General features: G+C 48.4%; 22 protein-coding genes, 8 tRNA genes, 1 pseudogene and 1 riboswitch. Of the genes and pseudogenes, 12 read left to right on the top strand and 19 right to left on the bottom strand.

The features are described 5' to 3' along the window. The first annotated feature begins 1 nt into the window (after position 1). Complete coding sequence (locus T360_RS0107060) at positions 2-796, top strand: family 16 glycosylhydrolase (RefSeq protein ID WP_028912156.1); 795 nt, start codon at positions 2-4, stop codon at positions 794-796. Between the two features lie 18 nt (positions 797-814). Continuing rightward, positions 815-1,630 carry an N-acetylmuramic acid 6-phosphate etherase gene (gene murQ, locus T360_RS0107055; RefSeq protein WP_028912155.1) on the top strand — a complete coding sequence of 272 codons (816 nt, stop codon included), beginning with the start codon at positions 815-817 and terminating at the stop codon, positions 1,628-1,630. 147 nt (positions 1,631-1,777) lie between these two features. On the opposite strand, the gene T360_RS0107050 is transcribed toward murQ, so the two are convergent. Both T360_RS0107050 and T360_RS0107045 read right to left on the bottom strand, forming a co-directional pair. Beyond that, complete coding sequence (locus tag T360_RS0107050; RefSeq protein WP_028912154.1) at positions 1,778-2,860, bottom strand: TIGR04133 family radical SAM/SPASM protein; 1,083 nt, start codon at positions 2,858-2,860, stop codon at positions 1,778-1,780. Beyond that, positions 2,857-3,303 (bottom strand): radical SAM-associated putative lipoprotein, encoded by a 447-nt coding sequence (locus T360_RS0107045; RefSeq protein WP_028912153.1) that lies wholly within the window; start codon positions 3,301-3,303, stop codon positions 2,857-2,859. Before T360_RS0107045 ends, T360_RS0107050 begins: the two co-directional genes overlap by 4 nt. 148 nt (positions 3,304-3,451) lie before the next feature. Here T360_RS0107045 and T360_RS0107040 point away from each other — a divergent pair, with 148 nt between their 5' ends. Further along, the gene (locus tag T360_RS0107040; protein ID WP_028912152.1) at positions 3,452-4,375 is read left to right on the top strand and encodes a DMT family transporter; all 924 of its coding nucleotides are present in this window, start codon (positions 3,452-3,454) and stop codon (positions 4,373-4,375) included. On the opposite strand, the gene T360_RS0107035 is transcribed toward T360_RS0107040, so the two are convergent. The 9 genes from T360_RS0107035 to T360_RS0106995 form a co-directional block, all read right to left on the bottom strand. After that, the gene (locus tag T360_RS0107035; RefSeq protein WP_028912151.1) at positions 4,372-5,001 is read right to left on the bottom strand and encodes a ribonuclease HII; all 630 of its coding nucleotides are present in this window, start codon (positions 4,999-5,001) and stop codon (positions 4,372-4,374) included. The two genes, T360_RS0107040 and T360_RS0107035, sit on opposite strands and share 4 nt — an antisense overlap. A gap of 5 nt (positions 5,002-5,006) precedes the next feature. Continuing rightward, the gene (locus T360_RS0107030) at positions 5,007-6,227 is read right to left on the bottom strand and encodes an aminotransferase class V-fold PLP-dependent enzyme (RefSeq protein ID WP_028912150.1); all 1,221 of its coding nucleotides are present in this window, start codon (positions 6,225-6,227) and stop codon (positions 5,007-5,009) included. Between the two features lie 31 nt (positions 6,228-6,258). After that, on the bottom strand, positions 6,259-7,620 hold the full coding sequence (gene sufD, locus T360_RS0107025) for a Fe-S cluster assembly protein SufD (protein ID WP_028912149.1): 1,362 nt from the start codon (positions 7,618-7,620) through the stop codon (positions 6,259-6,261). 41 nt (positions 7,621-7,661) lie between these two features. Beyond that, the gene (gene sufC, locus T360_RS0107020) at positions 7,662-8,417 is read right to left on the bottom strand and encodes a Fe-S cluster assembly ATPase SufC (RefSeq protein ID WP_028912148.1); all 756 of its coding nucleotides are present in this window, start codon (positions 8,415-8,417) and stop codon (positions 7,662-7,664) included. A gap of 6 nt (positions 8,418-8,423) precedes the next feature. After that, positions 8,424-9,872 (bottom strand): Fe-S cluster assembly protein SufB, encoded by a 1,449-nt coding sequence (sufB, locus tag T360_RS0107015; protein WP_028912147.1) that lies wholly within the window; start codon positions 9,870-9,872, stop codon positions 8,424-8,426. Between the two features lie 2 nt (positions 9,873-9,874). Continuing rightward, a complete protein-coding gene (gene infB, locus T360_RS0107010; RefSeq protein ID WP_028912146.1) occupies positions 9,875-12,730 on the bottom strand; it encodes a translation initiation factor IF-2 in 2,856 nt (951 codons plus the stop codon). A gap of 38 nt (positions 12,731-12,768) precedes the next feature. Next, positions 12,769-14,028, bottom strand: a complete 1,260-nt coding sequence (gene nusA, locus T360_RS0107005) for a transcription termination factor NusA (protein WP_028912145.1) — start codon at positions 14,026-14,028, stop codon at positions 12,769-12,771. Between the two features lie 83 nt (positions 14,029-14,111). Further along, a complete protein-coding gene (rimP, locus tag T360_RS0107000; protein ID WP_028912144.1) occupies positions 14,112-14,579 on the bottom strand; it encodes a ribosome assembly cofactor RimP in 468 nt (155 codons plus the stop codon). A gap of 110 nt (positions 14,580-14,689) precedes the next feature. Next, positions 14,690-16,450: a S41 family peptidase gene (locus T360_RS0106995; protein WP_036929067.1), complete on the bottom strand. Its 1,761-nt coding sequence runs from the start codon at positions 16,448-16,450 to the stop codon at positions 14,690-14,692. A 178-nt stretch (positions 16,451-16,628) separates the two neighbouring features. Here T360_RS0106995 and T360_RS0106990 point away from each other — a divergent pair. The 8 genes from T360_RS0106990 (at position 16,629) to T360_RS0106955 (ending at position 17,607) form a co-directional block, all read left to right on the top strand. Further along, positions 16,629-16,702, top strand: a tRNA-Asn gene (locus T360_RS0106990). 311 nt (positions 16,703-17,013) lie between these two features. After that, a tRNA-Ser gene (locus T360_RS0106985) sits at positions 17,014-17,098 on the top strand. Positions 17,099-17,106: 8 nt separating this feature from the next. Beyond that, positions 17,107-17,194 (top strand) — tRNA-Ser (locus T360_RS0106980). Between the two features lie 5 nt (positions 17,195-17,199). Further along, positions 17,200-17,272: transfer RNA gene (locus tag T360_RS0106975), tRNA-Phe, on the top strand. 11 nt (positions 17,273-17,283) lie between these two features. Next, positions 17,284-17,365: transfer RNA gene (locus T360_RS0106970), tRNA-Tyr, on the top strand. Positions 17,366-17,369: 4 nt separating this feature from the next. After that, a tRNA-Trp gene (locus T360_RS0106965) sits at positions 17,370-17,442 on the top strand. Between the two features lie 11 nt (positions 17,443-17,453). Next, positions 17,454-17,526, top strand: a tRNA-His gene (locus T360_RS0106960). A 7-nt stretch (positions 17,527-17,533) separates the two neighbouring features. Then, positions 17,534-17,607, top strand: a tRNA-Cys gene (locus T360_RS0106955). A 50-nt stretch (positions 17,608-17,657) separates the two neighbouring features. Here the strand turns inward: T360_RS0106955 and T360_RS16510 are convergent. From T360_RS16510 to T360_RS14825, 6 genes are all read right to left on the bottom strand, one after another. Next, positions 17,658-17,897 (bottom strand): hypothetical protein, encoded by a 240-nt coding sequence (locus T360_RS16510; RefSeq protein ID WP_231488123.1) that lies wholly within the window; start codon positions 17,895-17,897, stop codon positions 17,658-17,660. Between the two features lie 207 nt (positions 17,898-18,104). Next, entirely contained in the window at positions 18,105-18,395 is a 291-nt protein-coding gene (locus T360_RS0106945) for a helix-turn-helix domain-containing protein (protein WP_028912141.1), read from the bottom strand. Further along, a complete protein-coding gene (locus tag T360_RS0106940) occupies positions 18,392-19,162 on the bottom strand; it encodes a metallophosphoesterase (RefSeq protein ID WP_028902989.1) in 771 nt (256 codons plus the stop codon). Before T360_RS0106940 ends, T360_RS0106945 begins: the two co-directional genes overlap by 4 nt. A 51-nt stretch (positions 19,163-19,213) precedes the next feature. Further along, positions 19,214-19,915 (bottom strand): hypothetical protein, encoded by a 702-nt coding sequence (locus T360_RS0106935; RefSeq protein ID WP_028912140.1) that lies wholly within the window; start codon positions 19,913-19,915, stop codon positions 19,214-19,216. A gap of 34 nt (positions 19,916-19,949) precedes the next feature. Continuing rightward, entirely contained in the window at positions 19,950-20,579 is a 630-nt protein-coding gene (locus T360_RS15735) for a metallophosphoesterase (RefSeq protein ID WP_051523452.1), read from the bottom strand. 120 nt (positions 20,580-20,699) lie between these two features. Continuing rightward, a complete protein-coding gene (locus T360_RS14825) occupies positions 20,700-21,737 on the bottom strand; it encodes an RNA ligase, Rnl2 family (RefSeq protein WP_036929064.1) in 1,038 nt (345 codons plus the stop codon). Positions 21,738-22,250: 513 nt separating this feature from the next. Beyond that, positions 22,251-22,365: riboswitch (SAM-I-IV-variant riboswitch) on the top strand. Between T360_RS14825 and T360_RS0106920 the strand changes: the two genes are divergently transcribed. Next, the gene (locus T360_RS0106920) at positions 22,365-22,622 is read left to right on the top strand and encodes a hypothetical protein (protein ID WP_028912139.1); all 258 of its coding nucleotides are present in this window, start codon (positions 22,365-22,367) and stop codon (positions 22,620-22,622) included. It overlaps the preceding riboswitch by 1 nt. Positions 22,623-22,920: 298 nt before the next feature. Here T360_RS0106920 and T360_RS0106915 read toward each other — a convergent pair. Then, positions 22,921-23,175: pseudogene (locus tag T360_RS0106915) on the bottom strand (hypothetical protein); the annotation flags it as partial. Further along, the gene (locus T360_RS14820; RefSeq protein WP_051523451.1) at positions 23,172-23,441 is read right to left on the bottom strand and encodes a helix-turn-helix transcriptional regulator; all 270 of its coding nucleotides are present in this window, start codon (positions 23,439-23,441) and stop codon (positions 23,172-23,174) included. The gene T360_RS14820 and the pseudogene T360_RS0106915, both read right to left, overlap by 4 nt. Positions 23,442-23,459: the final 18 nt, after the last annotated feature.

The following is a 23,459-nucleotide window of genomic DNA, read 5'->3' as shown; positions in this document are numbered from 1 at the left end:
TATGAGGAAACTGTTTGTTGTGTTGTGTGCCTGCTGGTGTTGCTTGTCTCTATCAGCACAGCAGTATCAGCTTGTTTTTTTCGATGAATTCGACGGAAACGGTCGCCCTGATAGTACTATCTGGGGCTATGAGTATGGTTTTGTGCGCAATCATGAAGCACAATGGTACCAGGCTGATAATGCTTACCTCCACGAAGGAATGCTTGTTATCGAGGCTCGCAAGGAAAACAGTCGTGAGAATATTCCCTATACTTCTGCCAGTCTGAACACCAGAGGTAAGTATAGTTTCCTGTATGGTAGATTGGAGGTTTGTGCACGCATTCCAACAGCTGGAGGGGCCTGGCCTGCTATCTGGACATTGGGTAACGATATGCCTTGGCCCTCATGTGGTGAGATTGATTTGATGGAGTACTATCGTATCAATGGTGTGCCCCATATTTTGGCTAATGCTTGTTGGGGGAACGATCAGCCTTACAGGGCTGTTTGGAATAGTAAGAAGATTGATTTTACTCATTTCATCGAGAAAGATGCGGCATGGACACAGCACTTTCATGTATGGCGTATGGATTGGGACGAAACAGCAATCCGACTGTTTCTAGATGATGAGCTACTGAACGAGATTCCGCTATGTAACACCAAGAATGGCTCTATCGGACAGTATACGAATCCATTTACCCGCCCGCAGTATATCCTGCTTAACCTGGCGCTTGGTGGTGATAACGGCGGTACTATTGATGATGCAGCCTTACCGATGCGTTATGAAATAGATTACGTTCGCGTGTACCAGAAAAAGTAACCCTATATAGGTTTGCCTATGAATATAGAGGATAAGATTACTGAACAACCTTCGCACTACGACCATCTGGAAGATATGGAGGTGGGCGAGCTGCTTCGAGCAATGAATCAAGAGGATATGTTGGTAGCCGAGGCTGTAGAGCGTGCGCTACCGCAGGTAGAAGCATTAGTAAAAGCCATTGAACCACGCATGAAGCGAGGTGGACGTGTGTTTTATGTAGGCGCAGGTACCAGCGGTCGTTTAGGAGTGCTGGATGCCAGCGAACTGCCGCCAACCTTTGGCGTGCAGCCCGATTGGGTGATAGGTGTTATTGCTGGAGGCGATGTGGCCTTGAAACGGGCTGTTGAGCATGCTGAGGACGATGCCGAGCAGGGTTGGAAGGACTTAGAGCACTATCTTCCTACAGCCGACGACTGTGTGATTGGTATTGCAGCATCGGGCACCACACCCTACGTGATTGGCGCTATAGAGCATGCACGCAAGCTGGGGTTGCTAACGGGGTGTATGACCAGTAATCCTCATACACCGCTTGCTGCTGCCGCGGAATACTCCATTGAAACGATAGTTGGTCCTGAGTTTGTAACGGGCTCCAGCCGTATGAAGAGCGGTACGGCACAGAAAATGGTACTGAACATGATTTCGACGGCGCTGATGATTCGTATGGGGCGAGTGAAAGGTAATCGCATGGTGAAGATGCAACTCACCAACGAGAAACTCATAGATCGTGGCACACGCATGATTCAAGAGTCGTTAGGAATCTCATACGACGAAGCCCGTCAGCGTTTGCTCGAAGCTGGTAGCGTAGATAAGGTAGTGGAGTCGGCTACAGTTTGACTGAAGGATACACTCAGACTATCTTGATAGTCTTCATCAAAATCGTAAGGCACCGTGCCGTAGCATGCTGTAAATACGAATGCTACAGAGCTAAATCCCAGCAAAGTGAGCATTTTGGTGATGATTTTGGTTTTTATATATTTCATATTACTCTTGTTGTTGTAATCGTTTTAAGTGACAAAACAGCAGACGTCCTTTAGCATCGCGTAGGTGCATGCCGTTGCCCTGACAATAACGGAAGTATTTGCAATTGGCACATTCATCCTTACGCATCCAATCGCGTTGGCGATAGGGCGCGTATTTGTTTTCCCACACTTCCATAAAATCGTCCTCATAGATGTTGCCCTGCTTGTAGTCGGCACGTATGCTGGCGCAAGCAGCTATCGAGCCATCGGCCATTACAGAACCTACGGTAATGCCAGCCTGACAAGCAAAGAATCGGCTGCGGGCCTCACCCTCATAATTACCAAGGAATCCCTCGCAACCATAATCAGCCATTATCTTGCCTTCTTTGCGGGTTTCGCGAATAAAGTCGAACACCCCACGGAACTCCTCGCCTGATAGCTTCATCATCGGGTCGAGGGCAGCTCGCCCTACAGGGAATACCGTAAAAAGTCGCCAACGCTTTACGCCCTTTGAGATTAGAAACTCTTTGATAGCGTTGAGTTTGGTGTAATTGCGATGGTTGACGCAGGTCACGATGTCGAACACGAACCCCTCAGTAGCTACCAGCATGTCGATAGCCTGGCTTACCATCTTGAAACTGTTATCGTTGCCTCGCATCCAGTTGTGGTCGTCCTCTAGTCCATCCAAACTGATGGCCATAGAGTGGATGCCAGCCTTGAGCAGACCTTGCCATCGCTGGGGAGTAAGGTGCAGCGCATTTGTGACCATGCCCCATGGGAATCCTTTTTCGTAGATAGCGCGGCCACACTCCTCAATATCGTGCCGCATCAGCGGTTCGCCGCCCGATATAACTACAAAGACCTTGTGTGGATCTGCTTTTTTGGCGATTCCATCGAGCACACGCAGGAAATCCTCTTTAGGCATATCTTGGCTTTCCGACTTCATCTTACAGTCGCTACCGCAATGCCGACACCTCAAGTCACAGCGCAACGTGCACTCCCAGAAGAGTTGTTTCAAAGGATGCTCCTTGCGGACCATCTTCTCCTGCTGCCGCCAGAGTTCGAGTGCTAACTTTTTGCGGAGACTAAGTGGGGTAGGCTTCATTTCTTCTGGAGTTTAAATTTGGCGTAGGCCTCGAATTTGCCTTCGTACCAGCTCTTGCCGTCTTCGATTTTCTTGCAGGTCAGATTGGCTATATCCAGCGTGTCGTTTTTAAATTCGCCACCATTGGTTTCGCCGTCTATGTCTTCGGCTATGATCAAACCTTCTCCATATAATGTGAATTCACCTAATTCGAAGGCGCCAGAGTCGTCGGTACGCGTGAGTTGATTGCCCTGACTTGAATGAAGTGGCGCTGGGGCAGTAATCTGGATGCCAGGGATAGGCGTGCCAGCCTCGTCGGTTACGGTACCCTTTATGATATAATTCACATACGGAGTACCATATTCCACAGTTCCGTTTTCTTCCGTTGAACACGATTCGAAACCTAACATCGATAGTAATACCGTCAGAACAGTCTGATACCAGTGGTTGATTCTTACTTTCATTTTGCTTTTTCGTTTAAAGTGTTTACAAAAATATGCTTTTTTCTTAAATAACTTGAACAAACAGAAAATCTTGCATGAAAAGATATTGATTTAACGAATTTTTGTATAATTTTGCAGTCGATATTTAAAATTAGGTGTGTACTAAGCAATGACTTACATAGGAGAGTTGATTTCGATTGGCGTAGCTTTTTCATGGACCGCTACGGCGCTTTTAAGTGAATTTGGTAGTAAACGACTGGGCAACCTGACGCTGAATGTGCTGCGTATGGGTATGGCTTTGGTGTTTTCGTTGGTGCTATTTTTTGTGGTGACAGGTAGTATGATGCCCCCAGGTGCTTCGGCCGAGGCGGCGGGATGGATGTTACTGTCGGGTGTGGTTGGCTATGTGATAGGCGACTTCTGTCTGTTTCAGTGTTATATTATCATTGGTTCGCGCTATGGTCAATTGTTTATGACGCTGGCACCACTTTCTGCAGCCCTGATGGCTTGGATAACGCTCGGTCAGCAAATGAATGCGATGAGCATTCTGGCTATGCTGATTACATTGGTTGGTATCAGTATCTCAGTATTGGGGCGCGGTGAGCATCATAAAGTAGGATTGAAACTGCCCCTTAACGGTGTGTTGTTTGCTATAGGTGCGGCAATGTGCCAGGGTATTGGTTTGGTGCTCAGTAAGATTGGTATGGACCACTATGAGGCTTCGCTGGCAGGTATGCCCGAATGGCTGGTGCCCTTTAGCGCCAATTTCTATCGCTGTGTAGCGGGTATCATCGGTTTCTCCTTGTTATTATACTTCCGCAAAGGTTTAGAGCCTCTGCGCGAGGCAATGCACGATCGTAAGGGATTGGCAGTTGCCACCGCTACCACCATGTTTGGCCCATTTGTTGGTGTAGGCTTCTCGCTGATGGCTGTACAATATACCGCAGCAGGCATTGCCAGCACCCTCATGGCGATGACACCTATTATTATCTTGCTGCCGTCGTATTGGTTGTTTAAGCAGAAGATAACCCTGCGTGCCGTTGTGGGTGCTGTTATTTCTGTAGTAGGTGTTAGCCTGTTCTTCTTAGGCTAAAACTCCCCGAAATCAATACTGAGTTGGCCATCGCCAAGCAGGTTATAGCTGCGGCGATGGTAGGGTGTGATGCCAAATTGCTTGATGGCTTCGCGATGCTTCTTGGTGGGATAGCCCTTGTTCGAGAGCCAGTCGTATTGAGGGTATTCCTCAGCCAACTGGTTCATATAGTCGTCACGATACGTCTTGGCCAGAATGCTAGCAGCTGCTATGGCGAGATATTTACCGTCACCCTTGACTATGGTAGTGTGGGGGAGTGTTTCGCCGTTAGCAGGCTCTTTATAGGCCTTAAAACGGTTGCCATCTACGATAACAGCCTCTGGGCGCACCTTGAGTTGGTCGAGTGCCCGGTGCATTGCTAAGATAGAGGCATTCAGAATATTGATTTTGTCTATCTCTTCAGGTGTCACAATGCCAACAGCCCAGGCTACTGCATCACGTTCTATCATCTCGCGCAACTGATAGCGCTTCTTTTCCGACAGTTGTTTGGAGTCGTTGAGCAACTCGTTCTGATAAGCTTCTGGCAGTATGACAGCGGCAGCATACACACTACCTGCCAGACAACCACGCCCAGCCTCGTCGCAACCTGCTTCTATTTTACCTTCGTAATAATGACTTAACAGCATCTTTATTAGAACATCTGACTGACGCGACGGATACCCGCTACAAGGGCATCAATCTCTTCTTTTGTGTTATAGAGTGCGAATGAAGCACGAACTGTACCATTGATACCCAAACGGTCCATGAGTGGCTGTGCACAATGATGTCCGGTGCGTACTGCAATACCTAAGCGGTCGAGTAGGGTACCCAAATCCAGATGATGGATATCGCCTACGTTGAAGCTTACTACGGCATCTTTTTTCGAAGCATCCTGCGGACCATAAATCTTCATGCCATCGATGGTCATCAACTGTTCCATGCAGTAGCGGGTAAGAGCTTGCTCATGCTGCTGGATAGCATCAAAACCGATGGCTTCGATATATTCGATGGCTTTAGCCAGTCCGTGAGTAGCTACATAGTCGGGCGTTCCGGCCTCAAACTTAAATGGCAGGCGCTCGAAAGTGGTCTTTTCCCAAGTCACCTTGTCGATCATCTCGCCACCACCCTGATAAGGAGGCAGTTTTTCGAGCCACTCCTCTTTACCATAGAGCACGCCGATGCCGGTAGGACCATACATCTTGTGGCCACTGAAAGCAAAAAAGTCGCAATCCATCGCCTGTACATCCACCTTGAAGTGGGGAGTGCTCTGTGCGCCGTCCACCAATACAGGGATGCCGTGGGCATGGGCCGTCTTGATAATCTGTTCTACCGGATTGATTGTTCCCAGCACGTTGCTTACGTGGGCCACGCTAACCATCTTGGTGCGTGGTGTGATGAGATGTTCCAACTGGTCGATACACAGGATGCCATCGTCGGTGATGGGGATATGCTTCACCACGATACCGCGTTTCATGGCTTGCAACTGCCATGAAACGATGTTTGAGTGGTGCTCCATCTCGGTCACAATCACCTCGTCGCCTTCCTTCATCTGACTTTCGCAGAACGAGCTGGCTACCAGGTTGATGGCCTCGGTGGTGCCGCGAGTAAAGATAATCTCCTCTATTTTGCTGGCATTGATGAAACCACGCACCGCCTCACGAGCCGCCTCGTGCAGGTCGGTGGCCTGCTGACTCAGGTAGTGCACACCACGATGCACGTTGGCATTCACGTTGAGATACTCATCCCTCATGGCATCAAGTACCATGAGTGGCTTCTGAGTGGTAGCAGCATTGTCTAGATAGACCAATGGCTTCTTATATACTTCACGTCCCAGAATGGGGAAATCTTCGCGTACCTTATTTATATTGAACATTGAAGATTGAAGATTGAAAATTGAACATTCATTATTTACAGAGTTTGCAACCGGCGCATTTGTTCAGTTCGCCACGGAAGCGTTTCTCTACCAGATAATGTAAACGGTCGCGCAGTGGTTCCAACTGCATCTTGTCGATAACCTCGTTGATGAATGCATTCTGCAGCAGTACCTTGGCCTCCTTCAGCGAGATACCACGCTGGCGCATATAGAAGAGTGCAGCATCGTTGAGCTGCCCCACGGTAGAACCATGGGCACACTTCACGTCGTCGGCGTAAATCTCCAGCATGGGTTGGGTGTACATACGCGCCTCTTTGGTGGTTGTCAGGTTCTGATTCGTCATCTGCGAGGTGGTCTTCTGAGCGCCATGCTCTACCAGCACACGACCGGCAAAAGCGCCTGTAGCCTTTTCATCGAGCACATATTTATATAACTCCTGACTGTTGCAATGAGGCACTTTATGTGTGATAAGCGTGTTGTTATCCACATGCTGTTGTTTGTCGGCAATCACGCATCCGTAGCACTGGCATTCAGCGCCCTCGCCGCTGAAGGTGAGGTCGAGACGGTTGCGAGTGATACCGTTGTGCAGGGTAATCACATTGTGGTTTACTCGACTGTTAGCCTGCTGGTCGATATACACATTGCTTAGGCGGATGTTCTTATGGTGCGTCTCCTCCATGCAATACAGGTCGAGCGATGCGTTCTCACCCACATAGGCCTCGATAATCTGTGTAGCCAAGAAGCCACGATCGTCGGCAGCATGATCACAGAACAGCATTTTTATCTCTGCACCCTCTTCAAGGATGATAAGCACACGGCGGTTCACCATCAGGTCGGGCACCACGCGCTGAGCGTTCTTTGGGGTTGCCTTGAGGATGTTTATCACCTGGATGGCACGATCCACCTTTACGTTCTTTGGCACATAAACCAGCATACCATCCTGCGCAAGCATGGTGTTCAGGGCAGTGATGGCATCTCCATCGGTCTTTGCCAGCTGAGCGTAGTATTTAGCCACGAGCTCAGGATAGTCGCGCATAGAACCGATGATAACACCTTCGGGGAGATGCCCCTTGGGCTTCTCATCGTGATAGAACATATCGTTCACCACGAAATAGAGGCTTGTGCTCAGATTGGGCACATCGCAATGAAAGGCCTCATAGGGATCTACCGGTATCTGCAGGCGGTTGATGTTGACGCCATAGTCGGGCTCAAAGAGCTTCTGCACATCAGTATATTTGTAGCGCTCCACCTTTTTGGTGGGGAATCCCTGATTGCGGAAATCCTCAAAAGCCTGATCGCGAACGGCGTTCATCGCCTCAGGCGCATGATCCATGATCATCTGCCTGGCCTGCTCATAGAGGTCTATATATTGTTTCTCACTGGAAGTAATCATAATTATCAATTATCAATTGTCAATTATCAATTTAATTACAATCACTCTTCTCCAATTTCTTCCTTGATCCAATCGTAACCGTGCTCCTGAATCTGCACAGCAAGCTCTGGGCCGCCAGTCTTTACGATGCGTCCTTTGTAGAGCACATGTACAAACTGAGGCTTAATCATCTCGAGCAGACGGTCGTAGTGGGTGATGACGATGCACGATGTCTCGGGCGTCTGGAGTTTGTTCACACCCTCAGCCACGATGCGCATGGCATCCACATCCAAACCAGAGTCGGTCTCGTCGAGGATGCTCAGCTTGGGCTCCAGCATAGCCATCTGGAATATCTCGTTACGCTTCTTCTCACCACCACTGAAACCTTCGTTTACCGAGCGGTTGGCCAACTTAGAGTCGAGCTCCACAATCTTACGCTTCTCGCGCTGCAGCTTCAGGAATTCGGCAGCGTTCATAGGCTCCAGTCCCTGATACTTACGCTTCTCGTTGATAGCGGCCTTCATGAAGTTGGTCATCGATACACCAGGAATCTCTACGGGATACTGGAACGACAGGAACAGGCCCTCGTGGGCACGGTCCTCAGGCTTCATCTCCAATAGGTTTTTACCATTGAACCAAGCCTCGCCCTCGGTCACTTCATAGAGAGGGTTGCCTACGAGTACGGCGCTTAGTGTGCTCTTACCAGAGCCGTTAGGACCCATGATGGCGTGGGTTTCGCCATCGCGAATCACCAGGTCGATGCCCTTTAATATCTCTTTTTCGCCAATCTTGGCGTGTAAGTTCTTTACTTCTAACATAATTTTTTATCCTACAGTTCCTTCTAATGATACTGATAATAGTTTCTGTGCCTCCACGGCAAACTCCATAGGCAGCTTCTGCAGCACCTCCTTGGCATAGCCGTTGACGATGAGTCCTACAGCCTGCTCAGTGGGGATACCGCGCTGATTGCAATAGAACAGCTGATCTTCCGAGATCTTCGAGGTGGTAGCCTCGTGCTCGAAGATAGCCGTGTCGTTGTGTACATCCATATAAGGGAAGGTGTGCGCACCGCAGTCTGATCCCAGTAGCAGCGAGTCGCAGCTAGAGTAGTTGCGGGCGTTGTCGGCTGTTGAGGCTGCACGTACCAGTCCGCGATAAGAGTTCTGCGAATGTCCGGCCGAGATACCCTTTGAGATGATGGTGCTCTTGGTGTTCTTACCAATATGAATCATCTTGGTGCCGGTGTCGGCCTCTTGGTAGTTGTTGGTCACAGCCACGCTGTAGAACTCAGCCACGCTGTTGTCGCCACGCAGGATGCATGATGGGTATTTCCAAGTGATGGCCGAACCCGTCTCCACCTGTGTCCATGACAGTTTTGAGTCAACACCGCGCAAGTCGCCGCGCTTGGTCACCAGATTCAGCACACCGCCCTTACCATTCTCATCGCCAGGATACCAGTTCTGTACCGTAGAGTATTTCACCTCAGCACGGTCCATCACGATAATCTCTACGATGGCGGCGTGCAATTGGTTCTCATCGCGCATAGGCGCTGTACAGCCTTCCAGATAGCTCACATAGCTGTCGTCGTCGGCAATGATCAGAGTGCGCTCAAACTGTCCGGTATTTCTGGCGTTGATGCGGAAATACGAGCTGAGCTCCATAGGGCAGCGAACGCCTTTGGGGATATACACAAATGAACCATCGCTGAATACGGCTGAGTTAAGGGCTGCAAAGAAGTTATCCTTGTAAGGAACCACGGTGCCCAGATACTGGCGCACCAGATCGCTATGCTCTTTGATGGCCTCACCGATAGAGCAGAAGATAACCCCCTTCTCGCGGAGCTTCTCCTTGAAGGTGGTCTTCACGCTTACTGAGTCCATGATGGCATCCACGGCGGTGTTGCCGCTCAGCGCCAGTCGCTCCTCCAGAGGGATACCCAGTTTGTCGAAGGTCTTCTCAAGCTCTGGGTCGATCTTACCATCCCCCTCAGGCTTCTTGGCCAGCGGATCGGCATAATAGCTAATGGCCTGATAATCAATCTCAGGCACATGCACATGACCCCATTTAGGTTCCTGCTGCTCTTTCCAGTAGCGGAACGCTTTGAGGCGGAACTCGAGCATCCACTCAGGCTCCCCTTTCTTAGCCGAGATGAGCCGAACGATATCCTCGTTCAGCCCCTTCTCAATTATCTCAGTATGTACGTCGGTGGTGAAGCCAAATTCATACTTCTGCTCAGCCACCTGACGTACAAATTCATTCTTTTGTTCTGACATTTTTAAAGTTTCTGTTCTACCTCAATCTCTGTGAAGGTCTCGATGATATCACCTACCTGGATATCGTTGAAGTTAACCAGTGAGATACCACACTCCAGTCCGGTTGCCACTTCCTTGGCGTCGTCCTTGTAACGCTTCAGTGCGTCGATAGGAGCGGTGTGGATCACGATACCATCGCGGATAACGCGGGCCTTGTCCTTGTTGTGAACCTTACCATCAGTAACCAGACCACCGGCAACGGTACCAACCTTAGAGATCTTGAATACCTGCTTAACCTCGATTTCACCAGAGATGATCTCTTTCTTCACCTTGTCGAGCATACCCTGCATGGTGCTCTTCACATCGTCGATAGCATCGTAGATGATAGAGTAGGTGTTGATTTCTACACCCTCGCGGTCGGCAGCACGACGGGCATCGGCAGAAGGACGAACCTGGAATCCGATGATGATGGCCTCAGAAGCAGATGCTAGCATGACGTCGTTCTCAGAAATCTGACCCACAGCCTTGTTGATGACGTTCACCTGAACCTTCTCGGTAGAGAGCTTGATGAACGAGTCAGACAGTGCCTCGATAGATCCGTCGGTATCACCCTTCACGATGATGTTCAACTCGTGGAACTCACCCAGAGCGATACGGTGCGACAGCTCGTCGAGACCAAGCTTGGTAGTGGTACGCAAGCTCTGCTCACGCTGCAGCTGGATACGCTTGTTAGCGATTTCGCGGGCCTCCTGCTCACTCTCCATCACGTGGAATGAGTCACCAGCAGTAGGAGCACCGTTCAGACCCAGGATGATAGCTGGCTCGGCAGGACCGGCCTTCTCAATGCGCTGGTTACGCTCATTGAACATGGCCTTCACCTTACCCCAGGCAGTACCTGCGATAACTACGTCGCCTACCTTCAGTGTACCATTAGAAACGAGTACGGTAGAAACATATCCACGACCCTTGTCGAGCGAACTCTCGATGATGCTACCAGTAGCCTTACGGTTAGGATTAGCCTTCAGGTCGAGCATCTCAGCCTCGAGCAGCACTTTCTCAAGCAGCTCGTCTACGCCGATACCCTTCTTGGCACTAATCTCCTGGCACTGGTACTTACCGCCCCACTCCTCAACGAGCAGGTTCATATTGGCCAGGTCCTCACGAATCTTATCGGGGTTAGCGCCTGGCTTATCAATCTTGTTGATAGCGAATACCATTGGTACGTTAGCAGCCTGAGCGTGAGCGATGGCCTCCTTGGTGGTAGGCATCACCGAGTCGTCGGCAGCTACGATGATGATGGCGATATCCGTCACCTGAGCACCACGAGCACGCATGGCGGTAAATGCCTCGTGACCTGGGGTGTCGAGGAAAGTAATCTGTCGACCATCCTTCAGTTTCACGTTGTAGGCACCAATGTGCTGTGTGATACCACCGGCCTCGCCGGCAATCACGTTGGTGTTGCGGATGTGGTCGAGCAGTGATGTCTTACCATGGTCAACGTGTCCCATCACGGTTACGATTGGAGCGCGACTGATCAGATCGTTCTCATCATCCTCCTCCTCTGTGATAGCGTTCTGTACCTCGGCAGATACATATTCTGTGGTGAATCCGAACTCTTCGGCCACGATGTTGATGGTCTCAGCATCCAGACGCTGGTTGATAGACACCATGATACCGATGCTCATGCAGGTACCGATAACCTGGTTCACACCAACATTCATCATGGTGGCCAGCTCAGAAACGGTTACAAACTCGGTCAGCTTCAGTACCTTGCTCTGTGCTGCCTCTGCTGCCATCTCCTCGTTCATGCGCTCAGCCACAGCGTCACGCTTCTCACGACGATATTTGGCACCTTTCTTATTCTGGTTCTTTGAGGTGAGTCGGGCCAGCGTCTCTTTTACCTGGCGTGCTACAGCCTCGTCGTCAACCTCCAGTGGCTTCTGGATGGGGCGATTCTTCTTGTTTCTCTTTCCGCCGCCATTGTTGCCGTCCTGAAAATTCTGGTTGCCGCCCTTGTTCTTGCGGTTATTATTGTTCTGGTTGCCGCCGTTCTTGTTCTCCTTAGCAGCAGCCTCAATATCTACACGCTCTTTTCCTCCGTGAATGCGCTCGCGCTTCTTCTTCTCGCCGTTTCCGTGCATCTGAGCCTGTTTCTCCTCACGCTCTTTGCGGCGCTCTTCCTTTGATTTCTTTTTAGGACGAGTGCTCTGGTTCAGCGAGTCGAGGTCGATCTTACCAACCACATTGAAGTTTGGCGCCATCTTCTTTTCGCTCTTCAGTGTGAAGATGCTCTTCTGCTCAGTAGCAGCAGGTGCCTCCTTTGCGGGATCGGGCTTCACTTCTGGCTTCACTTCGGCTTTCACCTCAGGCTTTGGTTCAGCTTTCACCTCGGGCTTTACCTCAGGCTTTGGCTCGGGTTTGGGCTCGGGCTTTGGCTCTGGCTTTGGCTCGGCTTTGGGCTCGGGCTTCACTTCAGGCTTGGGCTGAGGCTTTGGCTCTGGTTTGGGTTCTGCCTTAGGCGCAGCTGGTGCCTGTGCCTTCTTTTCCTCCTGATGCTTGGCAGGTTTGCCAACATTGTTCAGGTCAATCTTTCCTAATGGAGTGAAGGTCTGCTTGATTTCCTCCTTAACCTCGATGGTCTCAGATTTTGTGTCAGGCTTTCCTTTTTTCTCCTTTTTGGGGAATATCATAGCAGCCTGATTCTTGACATCTTTGTCGCCCTTGAATTCCTTGACAAGCGCGTTATACTGCTCGTCGGTGATCTTAGTGTTCATAGTGGCGTCGCTGATTTCGCCCAGGTTCTTTTTCTTCAGATAGTCAACGGCTGTCTGAAGTCCGATATTCAATTCTGTTAATACTTTATTTAATCTTACACCCATCTAATTCAAATTGATAATTGATGATTTACAATTGATAATTACTCAAACTCCGCACGGAGCACATCCAGAAGCTGGTCAACGGTCTCTTCCTCGAGATCGGCCTTTTCAATCAACATCTCACGTGGTGCATTGAGCACAGCCTTGGCAGTATCCAGACCGATAGCCTTGATAGCATCGATAACCCACTGGTCGATCTCGTCAGAGAACTCATCCAGATAGATATCTTCATCGGCCTCGCCTTCGTTCAGCACACGGAATACGTCGATAGTATATTCAGTGAGCATAGATGCCAGCTTGATGTTCATACCGCCACGACCGATAGCCAGTGATACCTCCTCTGGCTGCAGGTAAACCTCAGCCTTGTGGTTCTCCTCATCCAGATTGATGCTTGAGATCTTGGCTGGGCTCAGGGCGCGCTGGATAAACAGCTGAGTGTTGGCCGAGTAGTTGATGACGTCGATGTTCTCGTTGCAAAGCTCATGAACGATACCGTGTACACGGCTACCCTTCACACCTACGCAGGCTCCTACTGGGTCGATACGGTCGTCGTAGCTCTCAACAGCCACCTTGGCACGGTCGCCAGGGATGCGAGCCACGCGCTTGATAGTGATCAGACCGTCCTGGATCTCAGGCACCTCGGCTTCGAGCAGACGCTCCAGGAAGACGGGGCTTGTACGTGAGAGGATGATGCGAGGATTATTGTTCTCGTTCTGTACCTCTTTCACAACGGCACGTACGGTCTCACCCTTACGGTAGTTGTCGGCAGGAATCTGCTCCTGCTTTGGCAGATGAAGCTCGTTGCCCTCATCGTCGATCAGCAGCACCTCACGCTTCCAGATCTGGTAAACCTCACCGCTAACCACCTGATGCACCTTGTCCTTATACTTCTGATAGAGTGAGTCGTGCTCCAGCTCCAGAATCTTCGAAGCCAGTGTCTGACGCAGGTTCAGGATGGCGCGACGGCCGAACTTGGCAAACTGTACCTCTTCTGATACCTCCTCGCCAACTTCGTAGTCAGGCTCAATCTTCTGAGCCTCGCTCAGTTCGATTTCCTTGTTCTCATCTACCACCTCGCCGTCGGGTACTACCACGCGGTTGCGGTGAATCTCAAAGTCGCCCTTGTCGGGGTTAACGATTACGTCAAAATTCTCATCAGAACCAAAGATCTTAGCGATAACGTTGCGGAAGCTTTCTTCCAGCACGCTTACCAGTGTGGTACGATCGATGTTCTTGGTTTCCTTGAATTCCTGGAAGGTCTCAATCATTGAGGGGCCCTTCTCTTCTTTTTTTACTGCCATTATCTTAATTTTTTAATTTCTTTCTAATCTTCAATTCTTGAATTTTTTAATTTTCAATTCTTGAATTTTTTAATTTTTAAATTCTACTTAAAGGCCAGCAGGTACTTGGCGTATTTCACCTCGTCCATCTGGTAGGTCTTGTCGATATCAACCAGTACGGGGCGCTTCTTGCCTTCCTGCTTTTGCTTTTCCTGTGTGGTGATGGTGAAGCTGGTGCCTTCTACAGATTTCAGCACGCCCTGCACCTTTTTGCCGTCGGCCTGCAGCACCTCGAGGGTGTCGCCAATGTGATTCTGGTATTGCTGTGGCACCTTGAAAGGCTGTCCGAGTCCGGCGCTGCCCACTTCCAATTCGTATTCTCCGAGTTCCTCACCCAGGCGCTCCTGGAGGAATCGGCTCAATTCAGCACAATCTTCGATCCATACGCCATCGGCGTGGTCGATTTCAATCACGATGCGGTCATCAGCCGCAAAGTTTACGTCTACCAGGAAGTACTCGTTGCCCTGCAACCACTCTTCCGTCAATGTTGTAATAATCTCTTTATTTATCATCTATCAGTTATTAAAATGTGAAATGAGAGACTCTTTCGAGCCTCTCATTCCGCTGAACGGGTGCAAATTTACGAATAATTCTGCAATCCTCCAAATTTTTTACTGCTTTTTTATGCCAATTCACTAAAAATCATGGGTTTAGGGGTGTTTTTGGTGATGCTGATAGGCGTTTTTGGTTGCAGTTTTATCACCTGGGCAGTCTCCTTCGGTTTCTTGGGTTCCAGCAATTTCTTATATTCATCAACCGACTTCAAAAGTCTGATGGCCTCTTTCACCTGTTTGTCGTAGTTCATGCCGGCTTCGATGGTGCCTCGCTGATAGTGGTAGGCGGCAATGATGTCTTGCTCCAGCACCTGGCGCAGCACCTTCTCGTGCTTGTCCAGGTCGGTGGCCACGTTGTGGTTCAGCTGCTTCTCCAGCTCGTCGAAGGTGCCTTTGGCATCATCGTAATAGCCCTCAAACTTAGCTGTCTTTACCAACTCGGCCAACTGCTTCTTGCTCACTGGGTCGTAGGTGAATCCGCTCTTAATCACGCGAGATTTAAACTCCTGCCAGTCGGCATCGCTGATGTGGAACTCGGCAGCGGGTGCTATCTGTGGGTGCTTAGCCACGTATTCCACCACATAGTCGAACATCACCTCGGTAGAGTCCTGGCCACTGGCTGAGAGGTAGAAAGCGATATTTGGAATGGTGTCGCCTTTTATCTCCACGTCGGGCATGATGCCACCGCCATCGCGCACCTCACGCCCGTTGCGGGTGTAGAACACCTTTGTCAGCGAGTCGGGGATATGCTCCTGATAGCCCATGCCGCGCTTGTAGTTGTAAGCCTGGATGCAGCGACCGCTGGGGATGTAGTATTTCGAGGTTGTCACCTTCATGTTGGTGTTGTAGGGTAGGTCGATAGGTATCTGCACCAATCCCTTTCCGTATGTGCGCGTACCTAATATAATAGCGCGGTCCAAATCCTGCAGGGCACCGCTGGTGATCTCGCTTGCCGACGCCGTTTCGCTGTTCACCAGCACCACCAGTGGCATCAGCGTGTCAACGGGTTCCATACGTGTCTCGTAAGCCTTGTTGGCCTGACTTATCTTGCCGCGGTTCTCTACCACCTTCAGTCCTTTTGGCAACCAGATGTTCAGGATGTCAACAGCCTCTTGCTCTGATCCGCCACCATTGCTGCGCAGGTCGAAGATGAGCGATGTGGCTCCCTGTTTCTTCAGGTCAACAAATGCTCGGCGCACGTCCTTGGCGCAGCCCTCAGTAAACTGGTTCAGGTTGATATATCCCACACCGTCTTTCACACCGTAGTAGGGCAGCTCAGGCAGTTTGATGTTGCGGCGTGTAATCTTAAAGTTCATCAGCTTGCCGGTAGATGGGCGCATGGCTTTCAGCAGGAAGCTGGTGCCAGGCTCGCCGCGCAGATGACTGCTCACGTAGTCCACCTCCTTGTCGGTCATCGTCTCGTTGTCTATACTCAGTATTACGTCGCCCTTCTTTAGTCCGGCCTCTGCGGCAGGCATGTTCTCATAGGGTTCATCGATCACCACGCGGTTCAGTTTCTGGTGCTTGCGAACGATGGCGCCAATGCCCGCATACTTTCCTGTCAGCATCTGTCGCAGGTTCTTGGTGTCCTCCTGAGCATAGTACTCGGTATAGGGGTCCAGACTGCGCAGCATAGCGTTGATGGCTGTGCCCACGGTGGTCTTAGGGTTCAGCGTGTCCACATACAGCAAGTCGAGGTTCTTATACACGTGGTTCAGTATGTCCAGCTGCTTGGCCACCTCAAAGTTATGATCGCTCTGTTTCTGTGCCATTGCCGTACCGGCAGTCATGGCTATTGTGCAAAGAGCTATGATGAACTGTTTCTTCATAATCCTTATTATTATAGTTTGATGGTGCAAATTTACATGATTCTTGTTGAAAAACGTGCTTTTTTGGTCGAAAAATGCAAAAATTTAAGGTTTCTATTAATTTTTTCGCCAAAAAGTTTGGTGGTTTCAAAAAATCTCCGTACTTTTGCACCCGCAAATCAGAAATGACGCGCAAACTGCTTCAGTAGCTCAGTTGGTTAGAGCACCTGACTGTTAATCAGGGGGTCGTTGGTTCAAGCCCATCCTGAAGCGCCTTAGAAAGAGTCCTGTAAGTCAATGACTTACGGGATTTTTCTTTTTTATACATTTCAAAATTGTAGCCAATTTGTAGCCAATTTTGTTTTGTTGTAGCCAATTTGTGTTTCTCCTTTGCAGAATTAACAATCCAAGATCCTGCAAAGAATAATAATTGCGAACCGTTGTCAAGTTCTAACGTTGACAAGTTGAAAATCATTAGGGTATTTCAACTGTCAACAACCTTTTTTGATGATTTCTTGCAAAATAATTCTTGCTACGCAGAAAGGCTGCATAGGGCTATTGTACCTTTGCACCCGAAATCCAACGGAAGTATGGGTGAGCGGTTGATACCAGCACATTGCTAACGTGCCGAGCCGCAAGGCTCCGAAGGTTCGAATCCTTCTGCTTCCGCACAAATTGGAGGTTTGGCAGAGTTGGTCTATTGCACTAGTCTTGAAAACTAGAGGGCGGTCAAACGTCCCAAGGGTTCGAATCCCTTAGCCTCCTCTGATGGAACTTTGGCAGACTTGGTGTATGCGCAGGACTGAAAATCCTGAGAACGTGGTTCGACTCCACGAGGTTCCACAAGAATATAATGAGGTGTTCTCCAGCGGCAACGAGAGCAGACTGTAAATCTGCCGCCATTCGGCTTCGTGGGTTCGAGTCCCGCCACCTCAACGATGGGAGCATAGTTCAGTTGGTAGAATGTCGGTCTCCAAAACCGAAGGTCGGAGGTTCGAGCCCTTCTGCTTCTGCTAAATAAATGGAGTTTGTAGCTCAGTAGGTAGAGCACCAGATTGTGGCTCTGGTGGTCACAGGTTCGAAACCTGTCAAACTCCCTACAATGTGAGGATGCCCGAGTGGTTTAAGGGGGCGGTCTGCAAAACCGTCATTCATCGGTTCGAATCCGATTCCTCACTCAATCATTAAAGACTCCGATTTCCCCAAACAGGAAACCGGAGTCCTTCCTTTATCCATAGTTCAGAATGGCTGTTAGCCTTTTCTTAACTCTCGCAAGTACTCTACCCATCTGCTGAAGTTCAGGTTTCCCCTCTGTCTTTCCTAACATCTTTACTGCCTTCGTGATAAGTTTGAAATCATCAGCTGTCAGAGGCAGTTCAGTGATAGAGTAGTCAGGATCAGCGTACCTGTAGTACTTCTGATCGTAAACCTCTATGGGCGCATTGTATCCGAGTTTGTCAGAACGCATAATCTGAATATCGTTCTGAACTGTTCTAAGAGAGATCCCTTTGCGAATCCCTTCCATATCGTACAGCGCATCAGATACTTCATCAACCAGGTCCTCTATCGTCCATCTTCTGTACCTGTTGCGCAGGCTTCTGTCTATTATCTTGTAACGCAATAATGCGTTTTTGTTTACTGGCATGTTTGTATTTATAATCTAAAAAGTCCATAATCAATTTTTATCGCTATTAAATGGTTCATAATGAAAACTGTGCAGAAAACAATCTACATCTTTCTGCGTATACCAATACTTGTCGCCCTCCCTTGAAAAGCCAAGGTAGCCGTTATCTCTCAACTTCTTGAGATATTTATCCTTAACTCCCAATAATTCCATGATTTCCTTATTGTTGTATATCCTCAAAGGATTTGGAACTATCATTTCTAGAGTCTTTTTCTGTTCAGTTAGGGTCTGCAGAATTTCTTCCAAGATTTCCCTTTCGCTTTGCTTCTTGTTATTGTTCATTCTATTACAATTGTTTTGTTTGGTTCAAATCCGTTTGTCAGATGTTCATTGTAGTATATATATCCCATCTGGTTACATATTATTTTTGTATTGCCTATCATGGTGTCAATGTTGGTATGCGAGTGCCCATAAATCCAGGCATCAATGCGACTGTCGGCAATATAGTTTCCCAGTTCTGTAGCAAAGGCTCCGTTTAGAACGGAACCCATGTGCTGGGCTGCCACCACTGATAATGTCGGAAGATGATGTGTAACCACAACGATATGCTTGGCGGTACTTTCCTTTACTGCTTGTTTCAAGAAAGTCAGGCATTTCTCATGCTCCAGATTGAAATCATCAGGTGTGAAGCGTCTGCCATCATACATTATCTGGCGGAAGTCGTTCATGCCACGCTGAACATGGAACATATCCTGCTCTGGTATTCTCGACCACAGCGTAGTCAGAATGAAGTCCGTATCGTCTATGCGCACCACCTTATTATAATAATAGCCCACATTCTCACGTATCATCCATTGCCAACTGTCGCCACGTGCTGTTACGTCGCCATTGCTGTAGAACTCGTGATTACCAGGTACTAATAGCACTTGCTGGAAGTTCTTTGATGCCCAGTTCCAAAATCGCTTCTGAGGGGCAATGATGTCCCGCAGGTAAAACGTGTCACCTGCGAGGACCAGAACATCGCCTACAACTTCAAACTCATTCGCCTTTATATACCGCGAATTGTCATATAACTCCATATGGAGATCACTCATGTATTGTATTCTCATTGCTCTTAAATATATGTTGTTCATATCAAATCAGTTAATTATTCGTATGGCCTAACTGGCATAAAATACGAGTCGGATAGAATCCTCTGAGCACCATTCATCAGTCAAAAACTCATGGATGAGGGCGATGCCTGCAGCAAATTCCTTCAACCAGATGATTTCGTTCAGTTCTTCCCCCAAGTAATACTCTAGCATTTCTCCCTGGTCAATGTAGTCGTCCTCGTCTTCCTGCTGCTTCTTTTTAGTTTCAATCTTTTTCCCATTGACAGCCGCAAGAATCGTATCGAGTTTCTCTGAGATGCCATAAGAGAGTTGTTTGGAGTGCTCCGTCAGTATAGCCGACTTACATTTCTCCAACTGCTCATCCAAATATGACTGCAGTTCTGTCAAGTAGCACCACGACTTGCCCCATCGCCAGTCTCCGCCAAATACGCCGACATCCTTCTTCGAATCTATTCTTTCCTGAACCTTGTCAAACATCTCTTTCAACTCAGGGCTCAAGTCGTTTGGAAAGCCCCTGTCATTGAATGGCGCATCGTGACCAACCAACAGGTCTCTAACGCATCCTTGGCGTACAAGAGTAAACATACAACCCATCTTCACTCCGCCAATCTCTATGGGGTGATTATCGTCGGGAGAGGGGCCTTCGCCAAAAAATCTCCATTCTTTATAATCGAGGGGCACAATTCCTTCAAGCAAATGCCACTGATCCTTTTTCTTGAATTCGATAAAAATACTGCTATAAGTTCCCATATTGTTTGTTTTTTGTTAATTCATTACCATTTGTTTACCTCACTTCACTACGATAGTTGTTCTGTGCATACTCCATGAAGGTGTTGCAATCGTACTGCTTAATCTTCTCTATGGCTACGTTATAGATATCCTCCAATGTCAGGAAGTGCAGATTGGCGAGAGAGCCGTCTATACCAACATCAAAGCGTAGGTCCATCGACAGTGCATTATAGTCGTCGAGTTTGCCATGACTATGACCATGAAGCATTATAGATCCTCGTGGCTTTTGGTTCCATGTCACCATAGGATAGTGGCACATCACCACACAGAGATCCTCTTTCAAGAACGGTGCCACAGATGGTTTGAAACGCATCTCCTTGATCTGATAGACCTCCTTGAAATAGTTCTTGTAAGCCCGAATCGAGCCATCGTGGTTCCCCTCAATCAGGAACTTCTGCCCAGGCAGTTTCTCCAACAGATGGCGGGCATTCTCACTCTTCAGGAATGTCAGATCGCCCAGAATATATACCGTATCACGCTTGTCAACCGTGCTCTTCCAAAGGTCAAGCAACCATTCGTCGTGTGCCACGATATCCACCGTATCCGAAAACGGGCGCTTAGGTGAATGCTTCAATATGTTCGAATGGCCGAAATGCAAGTCGGCCGTAAAATAAATATTGTTCATTGTTCTATTCTATTTAAAATTTCTACCTATAAGTAGGGATAAATATGAAATGTTACATTGCAGAAGAGAATAAAACTCTTATTAAGTCTCCCCCAGCCTTTTGCTGGGAGAGACGAATGACTATTCCATGATATAAGCCTGGCTCATATAGACCTGCTTCACAAGGGCAGTACTGAATTTGTTGAGTTCCTTGTTCAATAGTTTCTGCTCGCTCTTTTCAAGTGCAGTATACAAATTGCCATGCTCCTTGAGAAAGTCTTCGAGCACATCCTTGAAGAACAAGCCCATCACTTTGCCGAAGTCCTTGGGGAAATGCACTTCACCGATATGGCTCACAACGTTTGCCAGACGGTTCTCGGTGACGTAGGTTTCACCCTCGACAATCAGTGCCTTCAACTCCTCGCTATAAGGCACAGGCTCGACAAAGAGTTTGGTGCGGCGCTTTGCGCTTTTCCGCTCTGCGAACCGCTCGTTCTTACTCTTGATAAGCACTCGAGAGCCGTTCCTCAGATACATTGGAGTGACAGGACGGATAACGATACCCTCGCAGATGTTGTCCTCGATAGCTGGCAGGCCTAACCATTCAGCAATCTTGCTCTGGAAAGCGTTGGGCTGCTTCAGGCACTCAGTCAAAGTCCCTCTGAAGAGAGTCTTGGCATAAAAGAAACTATAGGTCTCGAAGAGCTCGTTGACTTCATCAACAGGGAGGAATCTTCCACCCTCCTCAGTGAAGAGGTAGATGTCGAAGCCATAAAACTCATGGTCAGGAGTATAACAGACACCTCTTTGGATTAGGCCGACTTTCTGCCTTGCCTTGACACCATCATGAGGATACAGACCACCAAACATCTCGCCGAACACGGAGATGTGAGTTACCTCTGGATACTTAGCCTTGATGCCACCGAATAGCTTCAGCACTCTGTCCCGGTATCTTTCGAGCAACTCAGGATAGTCATAGAACTGCTCTCCGTCCTCCAGCATTGACGTACGCTTGGCGAACCTCACGATCTCACCATCGCAGAGGAAGCTGGTATTGGCACCATGTACCTTCTCCTGCACCACATATTCCAAATCCTGTGGCATCTCTGCCACCACGTGCTCCATGAACTCACGGCTAAAGGAGTTTTCGATAGAGCTGTACTTCTTGAATTCTAACATTTTCTTTTTCTTCTTTTGTGCGCATCGCTGCGCGGTTAATACTTTTTTTGATGTTTAGGTTGTGCCCAGCTGCTAAGGCCGCGGAGAAGTACGGGAAATGGACACACAGATAACGAAAAACCGTTGGAAAGTTTGGTAAGCTCTTTCCAACGGTCTCGTTTTCTTCTATACTCTGATGGTCGGCTGCATCTATGCCGTCCGGTCAGACTCTCTATCTGATGATGTTCGTTGGAAAGTATTCGTGTACCAGTCACGTGCTGCAATACTCATCGAGTTTGTCGTATGAACATAGCAGAAGCCTCCAAAGCATTCTTTGCCCTGGAGTGGTAACAGTGTTGATATGTTCATTCTTTGTTGCAGCATTGCTTTTAATTTACATAAATTTGAAAAACGGCGGCAAAATTATACATATTTTCACAAACCACCAAACATTTTCGTATCTTTTTTGTATTTTCAGCCAATATTTGCCTTCTTTCGATTTGCTATCTCACGAATTCTTTGTAATTTTGCACCCGAAAGCATCAAGAGCAGTAGCCTTTTGAGGTTAACTCGCCAACCGAGTTTTGGAAACCACGGTGGTCAGTACGATGCGGAAGCAATATTATTCACTTCAAAAAATTCCAAGTTATGCAACAGCACATTTATTACATCAAGTTTGCTCTGCGTTTCGTAGACATGCAGATTCCCGAGTTAATAACCGTTTTCAACGCCCAGGTGCAGAACAGAGGCTGGTCCTCTATGCGAGCCTATCACGACCAAGCACTCCTTGACGAGTTCCAGCGTCGCGGCATTGATACTTCTGCCGTATATGATGGCAGGGCCATATCATTTGCTTATCCTGTCAGGTACGACATGACCGGCAATCGACTTATAGCCAACGGCTGAACATCCTCCCATCATACAATACTCCGCCCTTGGCAGTCTGCTCTTTGCCAACGGCGGGGTATTATATTCTTGAAAAAAATGCAATGCAATATTAGGGGATTTATAGTTAGTCATACGGGGCTCAATGCACACTACTCTTTCGCATTCAGATCTTTCAACCTTACGAAATAGAAGGGCATTTGGGGTGTCCCCCAAACGATGGCAGGTGTGTTCTTCAAATCAAACACCTTTTGATTCGTCAGTACCATCTTCTTTACGTATGCGCAACATATAATAGAAAGGATTGCCTGGCTTTGGATATCTGCTGATATCCAGCCTTACCTGTTGCCTTGCTGTACCATCTTCTGGCAAAAACATCTTCACGACCTTTGAATAAGCTTCGAAACAAATTCACTTTCTCCTGAAGTGACAGTGTTTGCATAGCTGTTGGCACTTGCACTACAGGAATAATGTCTTCACCAAGCCGTTTCTTTAACTCAGTATTCTCTGCCTCAAGCTCCTTGATCCGGTTAAGAAGCCGTTGTCGCTCTACAGCCCAGTCTTGAAAATTCATAAGACCCATTTCACAAACTCCTTTAAGTCCATATAATGACTGCCAGAAAGAATCTTACTCACAAACTGAGGGCTAACTCCAAGTTCCTCTGCAACGTCGTTACGTGTTTTGTGGTTATCCTGCATATAATCCATAATGGCATAGGATATCCTATGGGACAATTTAAGCCACGCTGCATTATCACGCCTCCACTTGGCATCATCAACAAGCGTGGAGCGATCACCTGACTGATTGGCTTCAAGGAATTGAATAGCTTTTGATTTCATTTGTTACACGAATAATGC

This window comes from Prevotella sp. MA2016 (genome assembly GCF_000619825.1).
Classification (GTDB): Bacteria; Bacteroidota; Bacteroidia; order Bacteroidales; family Bacteroidaceae; genus Prevotella.
Note: the sequence above shows the minus strand (reverse complement) of the source record. Positions and strands in the feature narration are given on the sequence as shown.